A 22018-nucleotide genomic window follows, 5' to 3' on the forward strand; every position below is an offset into this window, starting at 1 on the left:
CTGGCGATCTTCGTGCTGGTCGCCGGCGGCGCGTTCTGGTGGCTGCAGCAACGGGTCGACCGGCTGACCGAGGAACTGGCGCGCCGCCAGCAGAACAACGACGCGCTGGTACAGGAGTCTCGCGTGCTGACCCGCGAGGCGCAGACCACCGTCAAGGAAATGCAGGCGAAGGTCGGCGCGCTGGAGGCCCAGGTCGGCGAGACCCGCGACAAGCAGGCCACGCTCGAGCAGGTCTACCAGGACCTGATGCGCAACCGCGACGACTGGGAGATCGCCGAGATCCAGCAGTTGCTGACCAACGCCGGCCAGCAACTGCAGCTGACCGGCAACGTGCAGGTCGCGCTGTCCGCGCTGCAGAGCGCCGACGTTCGCCTGGCCCGCTCCGACAAGCCCGAATACAACCAGCTGCGCCGGGCGATCGCGCGCGACATCGGCCGGCTCAAGGCGATGCCCGACACCGACCTGACCGGCGCCGCCATCAAGCTCGACGAAGCCATCAACCAGATCGACGCCTTGCCGCTGCTGTCGAGCGAACGGATGCTCGAACGCAGCGAAGGCACGCCGCGCGGCACGGCGGCCGCGTCCCAGCCCGGCGCGGCCTCGGCCGTTGCCGCAGGCAATGGCGACGGCACCGGCAATCGCGTGACGCAGTGGTTCGCCGGCGTCTGGGGTACCGTGCGCGACGAGCTGATGCGCGTGATCCGCGTGCGCCGGGTCGACGATACCGAGGCGCTGCTGCTGACCGGCGACCAGGGCTGGTTCCTGCGCGAGAACGTCAAGCTGCGGCTGCTCAACGCGCGGCTCGCGCTGCTGTCGCGCAATGAGCAGGTGTTCCGCAACGATCTGGCCGCGGCGCACGGCATGATCGAACGCTATTTCGATACCAAGAGCCGCCGCGTGCAGGCCGTGCAGACCCTGCTGAAGCAGGCGCAGGCCGGCGCGGTGGCCGTGCAGCTGCCGACGATGTCCGACAGCCTCGGCGCGCTGCGTTCCCTGAAGAAGGAGTAGCGCATGCGACTTCTATTCTGGGTGGCGATCCTGTTTGGCGGCGCCGTCGGCCTGGCGCTGTTCACGCAGTTCAATCAAAGCAATGTGGTGCTGTTCTACCCGCCGTATCGGGTCGAGCTGTCGCTCAATCTGGCGCTGGCGCTGCTGTTGCTGCTGTTCTTCATAGCCTGGACCGTGCTGTCGGCGATCCGGCATCTGTCCGAGATGCCCCGGCGCGCCGCGGCCTATCGCGAGCGCAACCGCATGCTGAAGGCCCAGGCCGCGTTGCGCGAGGCGATCGAGAACCTGTTCGCCGGCCGCTTCGCCCGCGCCGAGCGCACCGCGCGCGAGGCCCAGGTCTGGCCCGAGCAGGCGCAGACCGCGGCGCTGATCGGCGCCCGCGCCGCGCACCAGATGCAGGAGGCCGATCGGCGCGACGGCTGGCTGGCCCAGGTCACCGCACCCGAGCGCGAGCAGGCCCGGCTGGTGTCGCTGGCCGAGATGCTGGTCGACGCGCGCGATGCCGATGGCGCGCTGGAAACCATCGCCCAGCTGCAGGCGCAGGGCGGGCGGCAGATCCATGTGCAACGGATCGCGCTGCGTGCGCATCAGCATCTGAAGAACTGGAGCGAGGTGCTGCGGCTCGCGCGTTCGCTGGAGAAGCGCAACGCGCTGCATCCGGTGCTGGCACTGCGTCTGAAGCAGCTGGCCTGCGAGGCCATGCTGGAGGAACGCCGCCACGACGCCGACGCGTTGCAGGACTTCTGGCGTTCGCTGTCGAACGACGAGCGCCGCGCCGCCCGCATCGCCGAGCCGGCCGCGCGCTATTTCTCGGCGCTGGGCCGCCAGCAGGAAGCGCGCCGGATCGTCGAGGACGCGTTGAAGGTCAACTGGGACAGCCGGCTGGTGCTGCGCTACGCCGACTGCGCCGAGCCCGGCCAGGCGCTGCCGCAGATCCAGCAGGCCGAGAAATGGCTGGCCCAGCATCCGAACGATGCCGAGCTGCATTTCACGTTGGGCGTGCTTTGCCTGGGCGAACAGCTGTGGGGCAAGGCGCAGTCCAATTTCGAGCGCGCGCTGAAGTACGCCACCAGCGAGGAACAGCGCCGCCTGCGCGTGCGCGCGCATTTGGCGCTGGCGCGGCTGTTCGAGCAGACCGAACGGCCGGAGGACGCGCAGCGGCATTATCGGGAGAGCGCGCTGCTGGCGGCGTAACGCTTGCTGGTGGTGTGACACCGCGCGTGGTGTAACACCGCTGGTGGTGTGGCACTGCTGGTGGCGTACCCCAGCCTGAGGGCGTAACACGCCTTGGGGCCTGACACGGCTGAGGAGTAACAGGGCTGGTCGCGTCACGCGAATCCCCGGGCAGCCGTGGTTTGCTCCCTCTCCCGCGCGCGTGAGCGGGGCCGGGGAGAGCGCAAGGTGGCTGCTATCCCGATCGCTCGCTCGCGGCCGCTGCCGCGGGCGCTCCCACTCCCGCCTTCACCACCGCATACCGCTCCAACGTTTCCTGCCGCGCCAGGTCGTGCTGCACGACCGGGCGCGGATAGTCCTTCCCCAGCGTGATTCCCGCCGCCGCCAGCACCGCTTCCGGCGCGGTCCACGGCGCGTGCAGATATTTGTCCGGCAGCGCGGCCAGCTGCGGCAGATAGCGCCGGATGAAAGCGCCCTCCGGGTCGAACTTGCGCGACTGCGTAACGGGATTGAAGATCCGGAACCACGGCTGCGCATCGCATCCCGTCGATGCGGCCCATTGCCAGCCGCCATTGTTTGCCGCGAAGTCGTAGTCGTTCAGCAGGTCGGCGAACACCGCTTCGCCGCGGCGCCAGTCGATGCCCAGATCCTTGACCAGGAAGCTGGCGCTGACCATGCGCAGGCGGTTGTGCATATAGCCGCTCTGGCGCAGCTGAAGCATCGCCGCATCGATCAGCGGATAGCCGGTCCGCGCCTCGCGCCATGCGGCGAAGTACTGCTCCGCAACGGGCCCGGTGCGCCAGCGGATCGCGTCATAGGCGGCGTGGTACGAGCGGCCATCGGCCAGGTCCGGCCGGTGGTGCAGCACCATGAAATAGAAATCGCGCCAGATCAGTTCCGACAGCCACGTCGCCGCGCCGTTGGCGTCGGCACCGCCCTGCAGCATGGCCGCATGCGCCGCGCGCGCCAGCGTGCGGATCGAGATGGTGCCGAAGCGCAGATGCACCGACAGATAGCTGGGTCCGCGCACGGCGGGGAAATCGCGCCGGCGCGCATAGTCGCCCAGCCGGTCGAGGAAGGCATCGAACAGCGCGTGCGCGCCCGGACTGCCCGGCGCGAGCGGCACTGCTTCCGGCTCGCCCGGGGCGAAGCCGAGCGCGTCCAGTGTCGGCAGCGGCCGGTCGTGCGCCGCGGGCAGCGGCGCCAGCGCCGGCAGATAGGGCGCGACCGGGTAGGGCCGCAGATCGAAGGGCTGCAACGCCTTCAGCCATGCGTTCTTGTACGGCGTGAAGACCGAAAAGGGCTTGCCCTGGCCGTTCAGGATCTCGTCGCGCTCGAATACGACCTGATCCTTGAAGCTGAAATAGACGCGCGCATCGGCCGCCAGTGCGTTCGCCACGGCGCGGTCGCGGTCGATGGCCGCGGGCTCGTAGTCATGGTTGGCGAAGACGGCCTGCACGTCGAGTTCGCGGGCGAGCGCGGGGATCGCCGTGCGGGCCGCGGCGTGCAGCACGATCAGGCCGCCGCCGGCCTTGCGCAAGGCGGCGTCCAGCGGGGCCAGCGAGGCGAGGATGAAGGCCACGCGACGATCGCTGGCCTTGCCGCGCGCCAAGCTGCGCGCCAGCAGCGGGTCGAGGATTTCCCGATCGAATACGAACACGCACCACACCTGGCGGGCATGCTTGAGGGCATAATGCAGCGCCGCGTGGTCGTCCACGCGCAGGTCGCGGCGAAACCAGACCAGCGCGCGGGCGAACGAACGGCCGACGCGGTACGGTCCGCGATGGGGGGATGGGTTCAAGCTCGATTCTCCGTGAGCACCGCGCCGCCGGTCGCGCGATCGTTTACCGTAGCATGACCCCCTGCGCCATTCCCCTGCAACGCGCCGCTTCGCCGCTGACCGCCCTGACTCCCTTCACTCCCTCACTCCCTCCTTACCGCCGATGAACGCGAAGACCGCCAAACCGCCCAAGACCACGCCGCTGGACCGCATCCTGCAATCGCAGGGCTTCGGCACGCGCCGCTATTGCGGGGATCTGGTGGCGGCCGGCATGGTCGAGGTCGAGGGCGAGCTGTGCGAGGACCCGCGCGCCGAATTCGTGCTCGAAGGGCTGCGGCTGACCGTCGATGGCGAGGACTGGGTCTGCCACGACAAGGCCTATCTGATGCTGCACAAGCCGACCGGATACGAATGCTCGCAGCGGCCGCTGCATCATCCCAGCGTCTACACGCTGCTGCCGGTGCCGCTGCGCGAGCGCGGCGTGCAGGCGGTCGGCCGGCTCGACCAGGACACCACCGGGCTGCTGCTGCTCAGTGACGACGGCCAGTTCATCCACGCGCAGACCTCGCCCAAGCGCAAGGTGCCCAAGATCTACGAGGTGACGACGGCCGAGCCGGTCACCGAGGCCCAGGCCGCGGCGCTGCGCGAAGGCGTGCAATTGGAGGACGAACCGGCCCCGATTGCCGCGCTGGCCTGCGAGATCGTCGGCGAACGCGCGCTGCGGCTGACGCTGGCCGAAGGCAAGTATCATCAGGTCAAGCGGATGGTCGCCGCGGCCGGCAACCATGTCGCCGCGCTGCACCGCAGCCGCATCGGCGGACTGGCGCTGGACCCGGCGCTGGCGCCCGGCGAATGGCGCTGGCTGACGCCGGCGGATCTGGCCGAACTGGCGCGCAAGGACTGAGGCGGGGGCCAACCGCGGCCGCGATGCTGCGGCGCAACGGCTGTGGGGCGGCGCGCACCGTCCAGCTCCCTGCGCGGGCCCGGACGAGGGAATCTTTTCCGGAACATTGGCGCTGATTTGATAAAATGCAACGCATGGCGACGTCCGCAGCCCCCATCAATCTGACGAATCAATTCCTGATCGCCATGCCCGGCATGGCGGATCCGACTTTTACCGGCGCCGTCGTCTACATCTGCGAACACAACGAGCGTGGCGCGCTCGGCCTGGTGATCAACCGGCCGATCGACATCGACATGGCCACGCTGTTCGACAAGATCGATCTCAAGCTCGAAATCCAGCCCGTCGCGCAGCAGCCCGTCTATTTCGGCGGCCCCGTGCAGACCGAGCGCGGCTTCGTGCTGCATGACCCGGTCGGCGTCTATGTGTCCTCGCTGACCGTGCCCGGCGGCCTGGAGATGACCACCTCCAAGGATGTGCTCGAGGCCGTCGCCAACGGCAGCGGCCCGCATCGCTTCCTGCTGACGCTGGGCTATGCCGGCTGGGGCGCAGGCCAGCTGGAGGAAGAGCTGAGCCGCAACGGCTGGCTGACCGTGCAGGCCGACCCCGAGATCGTGTTCAGCGTGCCTCCCGAGGAACGCTTCGCCGCCGCCATTCGCCTTTTGGGCATCGACATCACCATGCTCTCCGGCGAGGCGGGGCATGCCTAGCGCGGACGCGGCCACGCCGCTCCACAAGCCGGCGCCGCAAGGCGCGCCCGTGTCTGCCGTGCCAACCGACGGCACCGTATTGGGTTTCGACTACGGCGAGCGCAAGATCGGCGTGGCGCTGGGCAACTTCATCACGCGCGAGGCGCGGCCGCTGACCATCCTGCCGAACATCACCGTCGAAGGGCGCTTTGAGGCCGTCGCCGCGCTGATCGCCGAATGGGCGCCGGTGCATCTAGTGGTGGGCCTGCCGCTGACCCCGGAAGGCGGCGAACAGCCCGCGACCAAGCTGGCGCGTCGCTTCGGCAATCAGCTCAATGGCCGCTTCAATCTGCCGGTGACCTGGGTCGACGAGCGCTACAGTTCGCTGGAGGCCCAGGCCGCCGGCGCCAGGCCGGGGGCGCTCGATCACGAAGCCGCCCGCATCATCCTGCAACAGTATTTCGACCAACTCCCGCTATGATCTCCAACGTCACCCTCGACGCCGAGGCGCTCTACCGCGCGCTGCGCGACCACGTGCAAGGGATGCTGTCCGCGGCATCGGGCTCGGCCTCGGGCTCTGCCTCGGGCGGCGCGCCCTGGTCGATCGCCGGCATCTATTCGGGTGGCGCGTGGATCGCCGAGCGGCTGGCGGCCGATCTGCAGCTGCCGCATTACGGCGTGATCAATGTGGCCTTCCACCGCGACGATTACGCGAAGAAGGGCCTGCACAGCCAGGCGCAACCGAGCACGCTGCCGTTTTCCGTGCAGGACAGCCATGTGCTGCTGATCGACGATGTGCTGGCCACCGGCCGCACCATCCGCGCCGCGGTCAACGAACTGTTCGACTACGGTCGGCCCGCGCGCGTCGCGCTGGCCACGCTGGTCGATCGCGGCGGCCGCGAGCTCCCGATCGGGGCGGACTTCGTCGGCGAGCGGATCACGCTGCCGCGCGGCACGAACCTGGTGTTGTCGCGCGAAGGCGAGGGGGCCGGCATCCGTTTTTCCTTTGCCACCGAAACGCTGAACGGCAACCACGATTCCGCCGCCGGCTGACCGGCACGCATTACCGCAGTAGAGAACGAGCACACAAGCCCGAGCCAGGGCAAGCACCAGCACAAGTACCAGCACCCGCGCACCCGTACCGAGCCAAACCGCACCCGCCCACGCCTCACCCATGACCAAGACGTTCCGCAACCCGCAGCTCACCAGGAACGGCGAGCTCAAGCATCTGCTGTCCATCGAGGGGCTGTCGCGCGACATGATCACGCACATCCTCGACACGGCCAGCCAGTTCGTGTCGCTGTCGGACTCCGACCGCGACGTCAAGAAGGTGCCGCTGCTGCGCGGCAAGAGCGTGTTCAACCTGTTCTTCGAGAACTCCACGCGCACCCGCACCACCTTCGAGATCGCCGCCAAGCGGTTGTCCGCGGACGTGCTGAACCTGAACATCAATGCCTCGTCGACCAGCAAGGGCGAATCGCTGCTCGACACCATCAACAACCTGTCGGCGATGTCTGCCGACATGTTCGTGGTGCGGCATGCCAGCTCGGGCGCCCCCTATCTGATCGCCGAGCACGTCGCCCCGCACGTGCACGTGATCAACGCCGGCGACGGCCGCCATGCGCACCCGACGCAGGGCCTGCTGGACATGTACACGATCCGGCATTACAAGCAGGACTTCACCGGGCTGACCGTGGCGATCGTCGGCGACATCCTGCACTCGCGGGTGGCGCGCTCGGACATCCACGCGCTGACCACGCTCGGCGTGCCCGAGGTGCGCGCGATCGGTCCGCGCACGCTGCTGCCGTCGGGGCTGGAGCAGATGGGGGTACGCGTCTTCCACAACATGGAAGAGGGCCTGAAGGGCGTCGACGTGATCATCATGCTGCGGCTGCAGAACGAGCGCATGAGCGGCGCGCTGCTGCCGTCGGCGCAGGAATACTTCAAGGCCTTCGGCCTGACGCCGGAGCGGCTCGCGCTGGCCAGGCCCGACGCCATCGTGATGCACCCGGGGCCGATGAACCGCGGCGTCGAGATCGATTCGGCCGTGGCCGACGGTCCGCAGTCGGTGATCCTGAACCAGGTCACCTTCGGCATCGCGGTGCGGATGGCAGTGATGGGCATCGTCGCCGGCAACAACGACTGAAACGACAAAAGCGCGATCCGCCAGGCAATCGTCGGCCTGACGACGGCCGCCAGGCACCAAAACAAGCCGCAATGGCAAGCGATAGCAAGCGACACGATATGAAGATCCACATCAAGGGTGGCCGCCTGATCGACCCGGCCGGCAATATCGATGCCCAGCAGGACCTGTTCCTGGCCGCCGGCAAGATCGTCGGCATCGGCAACGCGCCGGCCGACTTCCAGGCCAACAAGACCATCGACGCCCGCGGGCTGATCGTCTGCCCCGGCCTGGTCGACCTGTCGGCCCGGCTGCGCGAGCCGGGCTACGAGTACAAGGCCACGCTCGAATCCGAAGTGGCCGCGGCCACCGCCGGCGGCGTCACCAGCCTGGTGTGCCCGCCCGATACCGACCCGGTGCTCGACGAACCGGGCCTGGTCGAAATGCTGAAGTACCGCGCCCGCACGCTGAACCAGACCCATGTGTACCCGCTCGGTGCGCTGACGCTGGGCCTGAAGGGCGAGGTGCTGACCGAGATGTCCCAGCTGACGGAAGCCGGCTGCGTCGGCTTCTCGCAGGCCGAGGCGCCGATCCGCAACACGCAGGTGCTGCTGCGCTCGCTGCAGTACGCGCAGACCTTCGGCTTCACCGTCTGGCTGCGGCCGGAAGACCCGTATCTCGGCGGCGGCGTCGCGGCCAGCGGCGCGGTCGCGTCGCGGCTGGGTCTGTCGGGCGTCTCGGTGATCGCCGAGACCGTGCGGCTGCATACGATCTTCGAACTGATGCGCTCCACCGGCGCACGCGTCCATCTGTGCCGGCTGTCTTCGGCGGCGGGCATCGAGCTGGTGCGCCAGGCCAAGCGCGAAGGGCTGGCGGTCACCTGCGACGTCAACATCCACCATGTCGGCCTGACGGACATGGACATCGGCTACTTCAACTCGCAGATGCGCTTCTCGCCGCCGCTGCGCAGCGGGCGCGATCGCGACGCCATCGTCGCCGCGCTGGCCGACGGCACCATCGACGCGCTGTGCTCGGACCATACGCCGGTCGACGACGACGAGAAGCTGCTGCCGTTCGCCGAGGCCTCGCCGGGCGCCACCGGCCTGGAACTGCTGCTGCCGCTGACGCTGCGCTGGGCCGACGAACACAAGGTGCCGCTGGTCAAGGCGCTGGGCCGCATCACCAGCGAGCCGGCCAGGGTGATCGGCCTGCCGGCCGGTCGCCTGACGGTCGGCGGCGCGGCCGACGTCTGCCTGTTCGATCCCGAGGCGGTGTGGAAGGTCGAGCGGCGCACGCTGAAGAGCCAGGGCAAGAACTCGCCATGGCTGGGGTACGAGATGCGCGGCCGGGTCACGGCCACGCTGGTCGGCGGCCAGCTGGTCTACGAGCTGGCCGGCCAGTCGCGCAACGGCGAGGCCGTGGCCGCCCGCTGATCCCGGGGCTAGGCGTCGGCCCTCGCAGACCGACACTCGCCTCGCCCGCTTGCGGGAGAGGGCCGGGGAGAGGGCAGCAGCCCTTGACCCACCGCGACGGTTCCGACGCCCGCTGATTCCATCGACCCCATGATCGCCCTGCGCAAGCTCGCCCTCTGCCTGCACCTGCTGCGCGGCCTGCTGACCTGCGCGGTCCTGTTCCCGTGGCTTGGCAAGGCGGCGCGCCAATGGCATATCCGCCGCTGGTCGCGCCGGCTGCTGCGCATCTGCGGCGTCGACATCCAACTGATCGGGCCGGTGCCGGAGACCGGGCGTGGCGCCATGGTGGTCGCCAACCATATCTCCTGGCTCGATATCTTCGTGATCCACAGCTGGGAGCCGTCCCGCTTCGTCGCCAAGTCGGAGATCCGCGACTGGCCGTTGATCGGCTGGCTGTGCGCGCAGACCGGCACGCTGTTCATCGAACGCGGCCGCAAGCGCGACGCACATCGGGTGCTGCATGACATCACCGATTGCATGCTGCAGGGCGACCGCGTCTGCGTGTTCCCCGAAGGCACCACCACCGATGGCACGGACGTGCTGCCGTTCCACGCCAATCTGATGCAGGCGCCGATTTCTGCCGGCCTGCCGGTGCTGCCGGTGGCGCTGCGCTATTGCGACGCCGCCACCGGCGAACGCACGGTGGCACCGGCCTATATCGGCGACCTCACGTTGCTGCAGACGCTCGACGCGATCCTGCAGGCGCCGCCGATCACCGCGCAGGTCGCATTCGGCCCGCCGCTGCAGGCAGACGAGTGCGAGCGGCGTGCCCTGGCCGAACAGTCGCGCGAAGCGGTGCTCGCGCTGTGCCGGCAACTGCAGGGTGAACCGCAGGGCGAATCGGAGAGCGAAGCGGTGTTGCCCGCCGGCGAGCCGTCCGATACGCCGGCGCGAAGCACGGCCACCGGCAATCCAGCCTGATCGTCGGTACGCCAGCGCACCGACATCCCCGGCAAGGGGATGACAATATCAGCCTAAAGGATCACAATATTGGGGGCAATCGACCTGGATGACCTCACGGTCTGCCGGGTCCGGTGCCAGGCGGGCCGCGGTCAGCCGGCCGCCCCAGACGCAGCCGGTATCGAGCGCCATCAGGTCGGGCCGCATCACCAGGCCCAGCGTCGACCAGTGGCCACAGACGATCGTGGTGTCCCGGGTGCGGCGTGTCGGCACATCGAACCACGGCAGGAGGCCGTCGGGCGCCTTTCCCAATCCCTCCTTGGTCTTGAGGTCCATCACTCCGTCAACGGTACAGAAGCGCAAACGGGTCAATGCGTTGATCACGACCCGGTGCCGCTCGATGCCACGCAGCCCCTCGTGCCACCGGTTCGCCGCATTGCCAAAAATATCCGCGAGAAATGCTTTCCATCCCGGCCCCCGCAGTTCCCGTTCGACTTCGCCGGCCAGTTCCAGCGTCTGTTCGACGGTCCATTGCGGCAGCACCCCGGCGTGGATCAGCAGGAAACCGCCCCGGTGAAGGGCCAGCGGCCGATGGCGCAGCCAGTGCAGCAGCTCCTCCCGGTCCGGCGCCTGCAGGACGTCGTTCAGCGTGTCAGACGAACCCGGATTGCGCACACCCGCGGCGACCGCTAATAGATGGATATCGTGGTTGCCCAGCACCGACTCGGCCCGCTCGCCCATCGTGCGGACCCTGCGCAATGTCGCCAGCGATGCCGGCCCACGGTTTACCAGATCCCCGACGAAGCAAAGTGGCGCATCGTCGGGGATTTTGGTGACAAGTTGTTCCAGGGAAGGGTCGCAACCTTGCAGGTCGCCGACGGCGTAGGGGTAGGGCGATGGCACAGAGGGATGGGGCATAGAGGTAAAAAAGAGAGCCGGAGGCGGCTTTTTGTCGATTGTAAAGAGGGGGGGCGTGAGCCGTTACAACAGGCTACAAAAAGATGACCGGCCCGGGTAACCCCGGAGGGGCGCTCGGATAGAATACCGCCACTTCTGAGAACACTGATGATCCTGCCGTCCCACCCACGGATCAAGGCGGGCGCCGGGCTATTGTCCCGTTTTCGAAACATATCGATAGTTAGGGAGAAAGGGGTTTGCCGCACATTCTCGTGACTGGCGGCGCTGGTTTCATTGGCGCCAATTTCGTTCTGAACTGGCTGAGCAACGCCGACGCCGATAGCGTCGTCAATGTCGACAAGCTCACGTACGCCGGCAACCTGAAGACGCTCGCGTCGCTCGAGGGCGACCCGCGTCACGTATTCTCGCGCACCGACATCTGCGATCGCGCCGCGCTGGACCGGCTGCTGGCCGAGTATCAGCCTCGGGCGGTCCTGCACTTCGCCGCCGAAAGTCACGTCGACCGATCGATCCATGGTCCCGGCGAATTCATCCAGACCAATATCGTCGGCACCTTCACGCTGCTCGAGGCCGTGCGTTCCTACTGGAGCGGCCTCGACGACGCCCGCAAGGCCGCCTTCCGCTTCCTGCACGTGTCGACCGACGAGGTGTTCGGCTCGCTCGGTCCTAACGATCCGCCGTTCTCCGAGACCACGGCCTACGCGCCCAACAGCCCGTACTCCGCCTCGAAGGCCGGCTCCGACCACCTGGTCCGCGCCTACCACCACACCTACGGCCTGCCGGTCCTGACGACCAACTGTTCGAACAACTACGGGCCGTACCACTTCCCCGAAAAGCTGATCCCGCTGATGATCGCCAACGCGCTCGGCGGCAAGCCGCTGCCCGTCTACGGCGATGGCCTGAACGTGCGTGATTGGCTGTATGTGGGCGACCACTGCTCCGCGATCCGGGAAGTGCTCGCGCGTGGCCGGCTCGGCGAAACGTACAACGTCGGCGGCTGGAACGAGAAGACGAATCTGGACGTGGTCCACACGCTGTGCGACCTGCTGGACCAACTGAAGCCAAAGGCCTCGGGCTCCTATCGGGACCAGATCACCTTCGTCAAGGACCGCCCCGGCCACGACCGGCGCTATGCCATCGACGCCCGCAAGCTGGAGCGCGAGCTCGGCTGGAAGCCGGCGGAAACCTTCGAGACCGGCCTGCGCAAGACGGTGCAGTGGTATCTGGACAATCAGGCCTGGGTGCAGGATGTGATGTCCGGCGAATATCGGAATTGGGTGGCGAAGCAGTATGCGGCGTGAAAGCTCCCGTGTCCCGACCCTTCTCGTCACTGGAAGCAATGGCCAGGTCGGCTTCGAGCTGCGCCGCAGCCTGGCTCCGCTTGGCCGTGTCGTAGCGCTGGATCGCAGCGCTTGCGACCTGGCGGATCCGGACCAGCTTCGTCGCGTCGTGCGGGAGTTCCGTCCGGACGTCGTGGTCAATCCCGCCGCCTATACCGCCGTCGACAAGGCCGAGAGCGAGCGTGACCTGGCTCACGCGATCAATGGCGTGGCCCCCGGCGTGCTGGCCGAGGAGGTGCGCGAGCTCGGCGGCCTGCTGGTCCATTACTCGACCGATTACGTGTTCGATGGCCGCAAGACGAGCCCGTATGTCGAGAACGACGCGGTCGACCCGCAATCGGTCTATGGCAAGAGCAAGCTTGCCGGAGAGCAGGCCATCGCGGCAGCCGGTGCGAATGCGCTGGTGTTGCGTACCTGCTGGGTGGCCGGCGCGCACGGCGCCAACTTTGCCAAGACGATGCTGCGGCTCGCGTCGGAACGGGACGCGCTGCGTGTCATCGCCGACCAGTTCGGCGCCCCGACCACCGCGTCGCTGATCGCCGACGTGACCGCCCAGATCGTCGCGCGCCACTGGCTGCACGGCGATCGCGCGGGCTTTGCGGGGGGCATCTACCACCTCGCCGCCGCGGGCGAAACCAGTTGGCATGGCTATGCGACGGCCGTGCTGCGCTACGCGGAAGCCAAGGGCATCGCGCTGAAGGTCGCATCCGACCGGGTGGCGGCGATCGCGTCCGCCGAGTATCCGCTGCCCGCGCCCAGGCCGGCCAATTCGCGCCTGGATACCAGCAAGTTGCGCGATACGTTCGGCATTCATCTTCCGGACTGGCAGCAGGGCATCGCCCACCTGCTGGACCAGATCCTTTCCTGAGTGGTTCGCCATGCGCAAGGGCATCATCCTGGCCGGGGGCTCCGGCACCCGCCTTTATCCCATCACCCGCTCGGTGTCGAAGCAGCTGCTGCCTGTCTACGACAAGCCGATGATCTACTATCCCTTGTCGACGCTCATGTTGGCGGGGATTCGTGACATCCTTGTTATATCGACGCCGGAAGACACGCCTCGCTTCGCCGAAATGCTGGGCGATGGCAGCAAGTGGGGGCTGAATCTTCAATACGCGGTTCAGCCTTCGCCCGATGGGCTGGCACAGGCCTTCCTGATCGGCCGCGATTTCATTGGCAACGATCCCTCCACCCTGATCCTGGGCGACAACATTTTCCACGGCCACGATCTGGTCAGCCAGCTGACGCGGGCGTGCGCGAAGGAAGACGGCGCGACGGTGTTCGCTTACCACGTGCACGATCCCGAGCGCTACGGCGTGGTCGAGTTCGATGAGAACTTCCGCGCGATGTCGCTGGAGGAAAAGCCCGTGAAGCCGCGTTCCAACTACGCGGTGACGGGGCTCTATTTCTACGACAACCAGGTCTGCGATATCGCCGCCGACATCAAGCCGTCCGCGCGCGGCGAACTCGAGATCACCGACGTCAACAAGCGCTATCTGGCGATGGCGCAACTCGAGGTCGAAATCATGGGTCGCGGCTATGCCTGGCTCGACACCGGCACGCACGATTCGCTGCTGGAGGCCGCCAGCTTCATCGCGACGCTACAGAGCCGGCAGGGATTGATGGTCGCGTGTCCCGAGGAAATCGCGTTCCGCAATAAATGGATCACCGCCGATCAGGTTGCAGAACTGGCGCGACCGCTGTCGAAGAACGGCTATGGCGCCTACCTGATACAGATCCTGTCGGAGGCCATCAAATGAGCCTGAACGTCATTCGCACCGAAATTCCGGAAGTGCTGATCCTGGAGCCGAAGGTTTTTGGCGATCAACGCGGTTTTTTCTTCGAGAGCTTCAATGCCAGGCAGTTTGCCGAGGCGACGGGCTTGAACCGGGACTTTGTGCAGGACAACCATTCGCGTTCGGCGCGGGGCGTGCTGCGCGGCCTTCACTATCAGATCCAGCATCCACAGGGCAAGCTCGTCCGCGTGGTAGCCGGCGAGGTGTTCGATGTGGCGGTGGACATCCGCAAGGGTTCCTCCACCTTCGGCAAATCGGTGGGCGTCACGCTGTCGGCGGAGAACAAGCGCCAGTTGTGGGTGCCCGAAGGCTTTGCCCATGGATTCCTGGTGACGTCCGATCATGCCGAGTTCCTGTACAAGACCACCGATTATTGGTATCCCGAATACGAGCGCAGCTTGTTGTGGAACGACCCGGTCCTGGGCATCGACTGGCCGATCAGTGGGGAGCCCGTGCTGGCAGCGAAGGACGCCGCCGGCAAGCCACTCGCCGAAGCGGACGTCTTTGCGGTGGACGATCCGGCGCTGCAAGGGCCCCGACGCGGCTGACCCGATCCAGCATTCCGACGGGAGTGTGCCTTGCGGCCCAGATCCAACGTCGACATTTGAAACGCAATACCAAGCGCAACGATTGACGCGCATTGTGAGGAACATGTGAGTTTGGTACCCATCATCCTGTGCGGTGGCGCCGGTTCCCGGCTGTGGCCTGTGTCGCGTGAACTGCATCCGAAGCCGTTCATCCGTCTGTCGGATGGTCAGAGCCTTCTGCAGAAAGCATTCTTGCGGGCGGCGGCTCTACCGGGCGTGGCGGAAATCCTCACGGTCACGAACCGGGAGCTGTTCTTCAAGACGGAGGACGAATTCCGTGCCGTCAATGAACAACATTGCGCCACCTCCTACATCCTCGAGCCGCTCGGCCGGAATACCGCCGCCGCGGTCGCGGCAGCGTCGCTGCGCGTCGCGCAGACCCATGGCGACGACACCGTGATGCTGGTGTTGGCCGCCGACCATCTGATCGCCGATCAGGACGCATTCCGCGATGCCGTTCAACAGGCGGAAGCGCTGGCTCGCGAGGGCCGCATCGTGACCTTCGGCATCCATCCGGAGTCGCCGGAAACGGGATATGGCTATATCGAGGCCGATGGCAATACCGTGCTGCGCTTCGTCGAGAAGCCGTCGCTGGAAAAGGCGCGCGAGTATCTGGCATCCCAGCGGTTCCTTTGGAACTCCGGCATGTTTTGCTTCACCGCGGGCGCGATGCTGCGGGAGCTGAAGGAGCATGCGCCGGATATCCTGCAGGCCACCGAGGCCAGCCTTGCCAAGTCGCGTGTCGCCACGGCGAAGGGCTGGACCCAGGTGGAGCTGGAGCCGGAGAGCTTTGCCGCGGTGCCGGAAGATTCGATTGACTACGCCGTGATGGAGAAATGCACGCGCGCCGCGGTGGTGCCGTGTTCGATCGGCTGGAGCGACATCGGCTCCTGGGCCGCGCTGAGCGAACTGTCGAAGGCCGACGACAAGGGCAACCGCGTCGAAGGCGAGGCGCTGCTGCATGACGTCAGCGACTGCTATCTGGTGAGCCGCGACCGGCTGATCGGGGCGGTGGGCGTGGAAGGCCTGATCGTCATCGATACGCCCGATGCGCTGCTGATCGCCAACCGGGAACGCGCGCAGGACGTCAAACATGTGTTCGCGAAGCTCAAGGCGCAGGGCCATGAGGCTCACCGCCTGCATCGGACCGTGCATCGGCCCTGGGGCACCTATACGGTGCTGGAGGAAGGGCCGCGCTTCAAGATCAAGCGCATCGAAGTGAAGCCGGGCGCCAGCCTCAGTCTGCAGATGCACCACCATCGCAGCGAACACTGGATCGTCGTCAGCGGCATGGCGAAGGTCGTCAACGGCGACAAGGAGTTCTTCGTCGCGATCAACGAATCGACCTATATCCCGGCGGGCCACAAGCACCGGCTCGAAAATCCGGGCGTGGTCGATCTGGTCATGATCGAAGTGCAGAGCGGCGAGTATCTCGGCGAGGACGATATTGTCCGCTTCGAGGACATTTACGGACGTGCGTGACATGGCTGATACCGCAGCGGCTGAACACAGCTACGACACCGACGACATTACCCGGCATAGCCATAGCGACGACATGCTGGTGGGCATGCGTGCGTCCCGCATTTGGGGCACGCTGGGCTGGCATGACATCCGCCAACGCTATCGGCGCTCCGTGATCGGGCCGTTCTGGTTCACGTTGAGCACGGCCATCATGGTGATCGTGCTGGGCGCGCTGTACTCGACGCTGCTGCAGCAGGAAATCTCGGACTATCTGCCGTATCTGGCGATCGGTCTGGTGGTCTGGCAATACCTCGCCTCGGTTGCCAACGAGGGCTGTACCGCGTTCATCGGCTCGGCCTATCTGATCAAGCAGATACGCATCCCGTTGACCGTCCATGTGTGCCGCATTGCCTGGCGGAATTTCGTCATCCTGCTGCACAGCCTTCCGGTGGTGATCATCCTGATGGTGGGCTTCGGCCACTGGCCGACATGGGAATTCCTGCTGGTGCCGGTCGGATTGGTCATGCTGCTGCTGCATGGCATCTGGGTCGGCGTCGCGCTCGGCGTGCTGTGCGCCCGCTTCCGGGATATTCCGCCGATCGTGACCAACCTGGTTCAGGTGATCTTTTTCTTCACGCCGGTGATGTGGATGCCCGAGATCCTGAAGGATCGCTCCTGGATCGCCCACATGAATCCGCTTTATCACCTCATTGAAACGATCCGCGCGCCCATTACCGGCCGCCCCATGCATTGGGAATCGTGGGGCTGGTCGTTCGGGCTGCTGATTCTGGGTTTCGCGTTTGCGCAGTATCTGATGAGCCGATACCGCAATCGCGTTCCATACTGGCTGTAACATCGTGACCTCATCCATCGTTGCAAAAGACATCTCCGTCGCGTTTCCGATCTACGAGAACTCGCACCGTTCTCTGAAGAAGGCCGTGCTGAACCTGACGACAGGCGGCCGGATTGGACAGGATGCCGGCAAGCACGCGATCGTGACCGCGCTGGACCGGCTCAGCTTTCGCTTCTCGGATGGTGAGCGCGTTGCACTGGTGGGCCACAACGGCTCCGGCAAGACCACGCTGTTGCGGACCCTCTCGGGCGTTTATGCGCCGGTCAGCGGCGAACTGCATACGCGTGGCAAGATCGCTTCGCTGCTTGACGTATCGATGGGGCTGGACCCCGATGCGACCGGATTCGAGAACATCTATCTGCGAGGCATTCTCGACGGCCTGCGGCCCGCACGCATTCGAAGCAAGATCGACGAGATCGCCGAGTTCAGCGAACTGGGCGACTACCTGAATCTGCCCGTCCGCACGTACTCGAGCGGGATGATGCTGCGGCTGGCCTTTGCCATCTCGACCAGCGTCGAGGCCGACATCCTGATCATGGACGAATGGCTCAGCGTGGGCGACGCCGACTTCAGCCTGAAGGCGGCCAAACGCCTCGACGAGCTGGTTGGCAAGGCTTCCATCCTGGTGTTGGCATCGCACGACCCGAAGCTGGTGGCGCGGGTCTGCAATCGGCAGATCAAGATGGAACACGGCCGGATCGTCGCGGACGAGCCGGTGGTGGCCGCGGCCCCGGCCAAGGAGGAGGCGGCGACAACGGCGGTTGCCGGCCTCGCTGCCAGCTCGGTCGGCTGAGGCTCGCCGGATATCGATAACAAGGACGCCCGCGTATCGACGGGCGCCACGGAAAGCGCGGCTTCACCATCGGCGGCTTTCCCGAACACAGTGCGGTCAGCCCTATGAGCGACATGACATTTACTATGCGAGCTGATCATCCCCTGCTTCGTTATGGCGAACTCGTTTTTGCTCGCCAGCCGCTGCGTACGCTGAAGGGCGTGGTCGGCGGGTATATCGGCTATCCGATTGCGGAGCGGCGCGAGCGCCGCAGCGTCACACCGAAGGTGGCCGAGCTTCGCCGCTATTACGCCAAGCCCATGGCCGAGAGGCGCCGCATCGCCCAGCAGCGGCTGGGAGATATCCTCGGCTTCGCGGGCACCCATGTGCCGTACTATCGCGACCTGTTCCGCCAGATCGGCTTCGATCCGCAACGTGCGGCCGAGGACCCGCGTCGCCTCGAGGCCCTGCCTTACCTGACCAAGGACATCATCCGCGAGCAGGGCGAGCGCATGCTCTCCCGCCCGCTGGCGGAACTGCGGCACCATGCCTGCAAGACCGGCGGCTCGACCGGCTTGTCGTGCACCATCTATTACGATCAGGAAGCGGCCGACTATTCGTCGGCCGTCACGCGTTACGCGCGCGAGCGTATCGGCAAGTCGGGCCATCGATCGGAACTGCATTTCGCCTGCCGTTTTCCCGATATGGCGGTTCCGCAATGGCCGTCGCGTGAAGACTTCAAATGCTTCGTCAATAACCGGAGCAATATCTTCTTCGACCGCATCGACGATGTTGGGCTGGAAGAGATCTGGCGTACCCTGCAGCGCCGCCGGCCGTACCTGGTCCATGCACATCCGTCGACCATCTATGCACTGGCCTGCTACGTGCAACGCCAATACGGCGGCGGAAAGACCTTCGAGGTGTTCGAATCCAGCGGAGAACTGCTGGAGCCGCACGCCCGGAAAACCATTGCGGCCGCCCTGCAATGCCGGGTGGTCGACCGCTACGGCCTGGCCGAACTTGGCGTGATGGCCTACGAGCTCGACGGCGAACAGGGCGGGTTCCAGGTATTGGAATCCGAAGGGTGGCCGGAATCCCGCACGGTAGAGAACAACGCGGACGGCGCGCACGAACTGGTGTTCACCGGTTTCCGCAACCGGCTGATGCCGCTGGTGCGCTATGCCACCGGTGACCTGGCCCGGGTGGAGGAGCGTCCGACCGGCTTCTATTTGACCGATGTGGTTGGCCGCATCCACGACGTCGTGCCGATCAACGGCGTCGATCATCCCACTCACCATATCCAGGACATGCTGGATCACCGGGTTGGCGGGATCCAGGAATTCCAGATCGATCTGCGTACTTCGCCGCCGACGCTCCGTATCGTCCTGGAGCCCTGGGCCAGTGCGGATGACACCATGGCCAAGCTCAAGGCGTTCTGGGGTGATGCGTTCACCGTCGCGTTCGTCGGCCATGACGACTTCGTGCGTGTCGGCTCCCGCGCCAAGTTCAGGCATGTGGTGACGGGATGATCGGCGTCGCCTTTCCCTATCCCGCGCGGCCCGTCGGGCAACTGGTGCTCGCGGCCCTGCGCCGTTCCGTCAGCGCCGCGCAAGCGGCGCCGTTGTCGCGCGGCGCGCTGGCATCCGTCTCGACGCTGGTCGCGGTCGATATGCCCGACGCCTGGACGGACGACCTGATCGCGTGGCTGGCTCGGGGAAGGCGCAAACTGATCGTGTTTGGCCGTCTCTCCGACGTGCTGGCGCGCCACTTGGGCTGGCAACCGGACGCGTTGCCGGCCGGGCTCGAAAGCGCCAGCCGCAGCAAGCCGGCGCCGCGCTCGGGCATGGCTGCGAGCCGTGCCGCAGTGCGCTATGGGGCCGCGGCACAGGCGCTTGGGGTGCCGGCATGGCATCGCCCGTTCGAGCGCTTCGATTTTGCCGACGAGTGGAACAACCTCGGTTATGGCGCGATCCGCGCGGACGGTTCGTGCTGGAGCATCGCGGTCGGGATGGAGACCGGCGCCGACGAACTGGCCGCCATCGAGATCGATGGCCAGCGCCACGGCAGCTATGCTGCGCTCGCACAGCGCGACGAGGGCAGCGTGCTGTGGTTCAACCGCGCCGCCGGCCCATGCGATTCGTGGGAATGGCGCATCGTCGAGCAATTCCTGTCGATGCACGGCGCGGAGGCGCTTCCCTGCCATCCCGTACTGTCCGAAGTGCCTTGGGGGCATGACGCCGCCATTACGTCGCGGCTCGATTGCGATGAAGACGTCGAGTCGGCCCGCTCCTTGTGGGGCGCCTACCGGGAGGCCGGCGTGCCGTTTTCGCTGGCCGTCCATACCAGCACGCTGGCGGACGAGCGCCAGCACGGGCTGCTGCGCGAGTTGGTTGCCGAAGGCGGCGCCTTGCTGTCGCATACGGCGACTCACGCCCCGCAATGGGGCGGGAGTTACGAAGCGGCGCTGCACGAAGGCTGGGCCTCCGCGCAACGCTTGCATGCGGTGACGGGGCGAGAGGTCCGCTATGCGGTCTCGCCGTTTCACCAGACTCCGCACTACGCGCTGCAGGCATTGGCCGATCTTGGCTACGCCGGCTGCATCGGCGGCATCATCCGCAACGATCCCGAATTCGTGCTCGCGCGGGGCGGCGAGTTGGCCGATCTGCCGGCCGGCTTTGTCGGCCACAGCCAGCAATGCATGCTTCACGGCGACTGCCTGCTCGCGGATGGTGATCCGCTGGCGGTCTATCGTCAGGCATTCGACCATGCCCACGCGACCGGCACGCTGTTCGGTTATCTCGATCATCCGTTTTCCGCCCGCTACGCCTACGGCTGGGCCGATGAAGCGGCCCGCATCGACGCCCACCGGCAATTGATCGCGCATATACGCGAGCGGGCCCAGGCGCCGCTTTTCCTGCATGAGGATGCGGCGATGGACTTCCTCCGGTATCGCGCCCAGGCGTCGGTGCGCGACGAAGACGGTGTCTATCATGTTGCCTTGCCGGCCGGGACGTCCAACGGACTGCAGCTCGCGATCGAATATCACGGCCGCCGGATGTGCGCGGCCGGATGGGAGGCATCGCGGTGAAAGTCATGGTGGTGATGGGCACCCGCCCCGAAGTGATCAAGCTCGCGCCAGTCGTCGCGGCCTTGCGCGAGGCCGTCGATGTCACGGTCTGCAGCAGCGGTCAGCATCGCGAGATGCTCGAGCAGGCCATGTCGTACTTCGCGCTGTCGCCGGATATCCGCGTGGACTGCATGCGTCCCGGCCAATCGCTGAACGGTCTGGCATCGCGCCTGCTGGCGGAACTGGACGAGGCGATTGCCGCTCAGCGGCCCGACTGGGTGCTGGTGCAGGGCGATACGACGACGGCCTTCTGCGCGGGCCTTGCCGCATTTCATCGCGGCGTACGCGTCGGCCATGTCGAGGCGGGCTTGCGCACCGGCGATCTGGCCAGTCCCTTTCCCGAGGAAGCCAACCGGAGCCTGCTGGGCCGCATCGCCACCCGCAACTTTGCGCCGACCCGGTCGGCCAGGGCCAACCTGCTGAACGAAGGCGTCGGCACCGATACCGTCGTTACGACCGGCAACACGGTCGTGGATGCCATCGAGATGGTCCGCGCCGGCTGGGCGCATCGAGCGCCGGAGTTGCCCCCCGAACTACGCCATGGCGGTCCGCAGGTCCTGGTCACATGCCACCGGCGCGAGAACTTCGGCGACGTGATGCTCGGCATCTGCACCGCGCTGCGCGAGCTGTGCCAACGCTACCCGCACCATCGCTGGATCTTTCCCGTGCACCTCAATCCGGCGGTACGCGAGCCGGTGCTGCGCGAACTGGCCGGCGTTTCGAATCTGTCGCTGATCGAGCCGGTCGACTATCCGACCAGTCTCTATCTGATCAGCCGCAGCGACCTGGTCGTCAGCGATTCGGGCGGCATCCAGGAGGAGGCGCCGACCTTCGGCGTGCCGGTGGTGGTGATGCGCAGCCATACCGAGCGGCGCGAAGGCGTCGATGCGGGCTTCGCCACGCTGGCGGGTCAGGACCCGAAGTCGATCTGCAAGGCGGCTGCGGAGTGGCTCGATAATCCGGAGCGCGTCGTTGCGTTGCGCGATCGCACCAATCCGTATGGCGACGGTCGAGCCTCGGCGCGCGTGGTGGCCAGCCTGCTCGGTCGGCCGCTGGAGGACTTCGGTGGCTGAGGCGATCGACAGGCAGCAAGCGGCGAACGCCCCTCGGTCCGCGCCGGCG

21 protein-coding genes are annotated in these 22018 nt (G+C 66.5%); 19 read left to right on the plus strand and 2 right to left on the minus strand.

What is annotated here, in order from left to right:
• Both hemDX and AC6EI8_RS04240 read left to right on the plus strand, forming a co-directional pair.
• Window positions 1–1008, plus strand: a 1008-nt coding sequence (hemDX, locus tag AC6EI8_RS04235) for a fused uroporphyrinogen-III synthase HemD/membrane protein HemX (RefSeq protein ID WP_498381355.1), incomplete at its 5' end; no start/stop codon positions are given.
• 3 nt (window positions 1009–1011) lie between these two features.
• Window positions 1012–2202, plus strand: a complete 1191-nt coding sequence (locus AC6EI8_RS04240) for a heme biosynthesis protein HemY (RefSeq protein WP_149317736.1) — start codon at window positions 1012–1014, stop codon at window positions 2200–2202.
• 214 nt (window positions 2203–2416) lie between these two features.
• Here the strand turns inward: AC6EI8_RS04240 and AC6EI8_RS04245 are convergent, their stop codons facing one another.
• Window positions 2417–3982, minus strand: coding sequence for a cryptochrome/photolyase family protein (locus tag AC6EI8_RS04245; RefSeq protein ID WP_498381356.1), 1566 nt, complete (start codon window positions 3980–3982; stop codon window positions 2417–2419).
• Window positions 3983–4124: 142 nt separating this feature from the next.
• On the opposite strand from AC6EI8_RS04245, the gene AC6EI8_RS04250 reads away from it, so the two are divergent.
• From AC6EI8_RS04250 to AC6EI8_RS04280, 7 genes are all read left to right on the plus strand, one after another.
• Window positions 4125–4865: a 16S rRNA pseudouridine(516) synthase gene (locus AC6EI8_RS04250; RefSeq protein WP_226108442.1), complete on the plus strand. Its 741-nt coding sequence runs from the start codon at window positions 4125–4127 to the stop codon at window positions 4863–4865.
• Window positions 4866–4999: 134 nt separating this feature from the next.
• Window positions 5000–5572 carry a YqgE/AlgH family protein gene (locus tag AC6EI8_RS04255; RefSeq protein ID WP_006575892.1) on the plus strand — a complete coding sequence of 191 codons (573 nt, stop codon included), beginning with the start codon at window positions 5000–5002 and terminating at the stop codon, window positions 5570–5572.
• On the plus strand, window positions 5565–6032 hold the full coding sequence (gene ruvX / locus AC6EI8_RS04260; RefSeq protein WP_223819794.1) for a Holliday junction resolvase RuvX: 468 nt from the start codon (window positions 5565–5567) through the stop codon (window positions 6030–6032). Before AC6EI8_RS04255 ends, ruvX begins: the two co-directional genes overlap by 8 nt.
• The gene (gene pyrR, locus AC6EI8_RS04265; RefSeq protein WP_226108441.1) at window positions 6029–6604 is read left to right on the plus strand and encodes a bifunctional pyr operon transcriptional regulator/uracil phosphoribosyltransferase PyrR; all 576 of its coding nucleotides are present in this window, start codon (window positions 6029–6031) and stop codon (window positions 6602–6604) included. Before ruvX ends, pyrR begins: the two co-directional genes overlap by 4 nt.
• Before the next feature lie 121 nt (window positions 6605–6725).
• A complete protein-coding gene (locus tag AC6EI8_RS04270; RefSeq protein ID WP_149317741.1) occupies window positions 6726–7697 on the plus strand; it encodes an aspartate carbamoyltransferase catalytic subunit in 972 nt (323 codons plus the stop codon).
• 98 nt (window positions 7698–7795) lie between these two features.
• Entirely contained in the window at window positions 7796–9106 is a 1311-nt protein-coding gene (locus AC6EI8_RS04275) for a dihydroorotase (protein ID WP_265633279.1), read from the plus strand.
• Between the two features lie 129 nt (window positions 9107–9235).
• A complete protein-coding gene (locus tag AC6EI8_RS04280) occupies window positions 9236–10066 on the plus strand; it encodes a lysophospholipid acyltransferase family protein (protein ID WP_498381357.1) in 831 nt (276 codons plus the stop codon).
• Between the two features lie 48 nt (window positions 10067–10114).
• Here the strand turns inward: AC6EI8_RS04280 and AC6EI8_RS04285 are convergent, their stop codons facing one another.
• Window positions 10115–10963, minus strand: a complete 849-nt coding sequence (locus tag AC6EI8_RS04285) for a symmetrical bis(5'-nucleosyl)-tetraphosphatase (protein WP_498381358.1) — start codon at window positions 10961–10963, stop codon at window positions 10115–10117.
• 236 nt (window positions 10964–11199) lie between these two features.
• On the opposite strand from AC6EI8_RS04285, the gene rfbB reads away from it, so the two are divergent.
• The 10 genes from rfbB (at window position 11200) to wecB (ending at window position 21969) form a co-directional block, all read left to right on the plus strand.
• Window positions 11200–12264, plus strand: a complete 1065-nt coding sequence (gene rfbB / locus AC6EI8_RS04290; protein WP_498381359.1) for a dTDP-glucose 4,6-dehydratase — start codon at window positions 11200–11202, stop codon at window positions 12262–12264.
• Window positions 12254–13171, plus strand: a complete 918-nt coding sequence (rfbD, locus tag AC6EI8_RS04295; protein WP_498381360.1) for a dTDP-4-dehydrorhamnose reductase — start codon at window positions 12254–12256, stop codon at window positions 13169–13171. The genes rfbB and rfbD overlap by 11 nt, the downstream gene beginning before the upstream one ends.
• Before the next feature lie 10 nt (window positions 13172–13181).
• Entirely contained in the window at window positions 13182–14060 is an 879-nt protein-coding gene (gene rfbA / locus AC6EI8_RS04300; RefSeq protein ID WP_498381361.1) for a glucose-1-phosphate thymidylyltransferase RfbA, read from the plus strand.
• Window positions 14057–14644, plus strand: a complete 588-nt coding sequence (gene rfbC / locus AC6EI8_RS04305; RefSeq protein ID WP_498381362.1) for a dTDP-4-dehydrorhamnose 3,5-epimerase — start codon at window positions 14057–14059, stop codon at window positions 14642–14644. The genes rfbA and rfbC overlap by 4 nt, the downstream gene beginning before the upstream one ends.
• Before the next feature lie 105 nt (window positions 14645–14749).
• Window positions 14750–16165: a mannose-1-phosphate guanylyltransferase/mannose-6-phosphate isomerase gene (locus AC6EI8_RS04310; protein WP_498381363.1), complete on the plus strand. Its 1416-nt coding sequence runs from the start codon at window positions 14750–14752 to the stop codon at window positions 16163–16165.
• Window position 16166: 1 nt separating this feature from the next.
• Entirely contained in the window at window positions 16167–16997 is an 831-nt protein-coding gene (locus AC6EI8_RS04315) for an ABC transporter permease (protein ID WP_498381364.1), read from the plus strand.
• 1 nt (window position 16998) lies between these two features.
• Entirely contained in the window at window positions 16999–17790 is a 792-nt protein-coding gene (locus AC6EI8_RS04320) for an ABC transporter ATP-binding protein (RefSeq protein WP_498381384.1), read from the plus strand.
• A gap of 125 nt (window positions 17791–17915) precedes the next feature.
• Window positions 17916–19298, plus strand: a complete 1383-nt coding sequence (locus tag AC6EI8_RS04325; RefSeq protein ID WP_498381385.1) for a phenylacetate--CoA ligase family protein — start codon at window positions 17916–17918, stop codon at window positions 19296–19298.
• Window positions 19295–20857, plus strand: coding sequence for a polysaccharide deacetylase family protein (locus AC6EI8_RS04330; RefSeq protein WP_498381365.1), 1563 nt, complete (start codon window positions 19295–19297; stop codon window positions 20855–20857). The genes AC6EI8_RS04325 and AC6EI8_RS04330 overlap by 4 nt, the downstream gene beginning before the upstream one ends.
• Complete coding sequence (gene wecB, locus AC6EI8_RS04335; protein ID WP_498381366.1) at window positions 20854–21969, plus strand: non-hydrolyzing UDP-N-acetylglucosamine 2-epimerase; 1116 nt, start codon at window positions 20854–20856, stop codon at window positions 21967–21969. The genes AC6EI8_RS04330 and wecB overlap by 4 nt, the downstream gene beginning before the upstream one ends.
• The last annotated feature ends 49 nt before the right edge of the window (window positions 21970–22018 follow it).

The sequence above is a fragment of the Cupriavidus sp. R6-3 genome (assembly GCF_059772245.1).

What these genes read in the sequence shown, in the direction of transcription:
- AC6EI8_RS04315 (WP_498381364.1), top strand. Translation starts at nt 16,167, where the DNA reads ATGGCTGATACCGCAGCGGCTGAACACAGCTACGACACCGACGACATT.
- AC6EI8_RS04325 (WP_498381385.1), top strand. Translation starts at nt 17,916, where the DNA reads ATGCGAGCTGATCATCCCCTGCTTCGTTATGGCGAACTCGTTTTTGCT.
- AC6EI8_RS04250 (WP_226108442.1), top strand. Translation starts at nt 4,125, where the DNA reads ATGAACGCGAAGACCGCCAAACCGCCCAAGACCACGCCGCTGGACCGC.
- rfbC (WP_498381362.1), top strand. Translation starts at nt 14,057, where the DNA reads ATGAGCCTGAACGTCATTCGCACCGAAATTCCGGAAGTGCTGATCCTG.
- rfbD (WP_498381360.1), top strand. Translation starts at nt 12,254, where the DNA reads ATGCGGCGTGAAAGCTCCCGTGTCCCGACCCTTCTCGTCACTGGAAGC.
- pyrR (WP_226108441.1), top strand. Translation starts at nt 6,029, where the DNA reads ATGATCTCCAACGTCACCCTCGACGCCGAGGCGCTCTACCGCGCGCTG.
- rfbA (WP_498381361.1), top strand. Translation starts at nt 13,182, where the DNA reads ATGCGCAAGGGCATCATCCTGGCCGGGGGCTCCGGCACCCGCCTTTAT.
- ruvX (WP_223819794.1), top strand. Translation starts at nt 5,565, where the DNA reads ATGCCTAGCGCGGACGCGGCCACGCCGCTCCACAAGCCGGCGCCGCAA.
- AC6EI8_RS04275 (WP_265633279.1), top strand. Translation starts at nt 7,796, where the DNA reads ATGAAGATCCACATCAAGGGTGGCCGCCTGATCGACCCGGCCGGCAAT.
- AC6EI8_RS04240 (WP_149317736.1), top strand. Translation starts at nt 1,012, where the DNA reads ATGCGACTTCTATTCTGGGTGGCGATCCTGTTTGGCGGCGCCGTCGGC.
- AC6EI8_RS04255 (WP_006575892.1), top strand. Translation starts at nt 5,000, where the DNA reads ATGGCGACGTCCGCAGCCCCCATCAATCTGACGAATCAATTCCTGATC.
- AC6EI8_RS04330 (WP_498381365.1), top strand. Translation starts at nt 19,295, where the DNA reads ATGATCGGCGTCGCCTTTCCCTATCCCGCGCGGCCCGTCGGGCAACTG.
- AC6EI8_RS04270 (WP_149317741.1), top strand. Translation starts at nt 6,726, where the DNA reads ATGACCAAGACGTTCCGCAACCCGCAGCTCACCAGGAACGGCGAGCTC.
- AC6EI8_RS04285 (WP_498381358.1), bottom strand. Translation starts at nt 10,963, where the DNA reads ATGCCCCATCCCTCTGTGCCATCGCCCTACCCCTACGCCGTCGGCGAC.
- AC6EI8_RS04280 (WP_498381357.1), top strand. Translation starts at nt 9,236, where the DNA reads ATGATCGCCCTGCGCAAGCTCGCCCTCTGCCTGCACCTGCTGCGCGGC.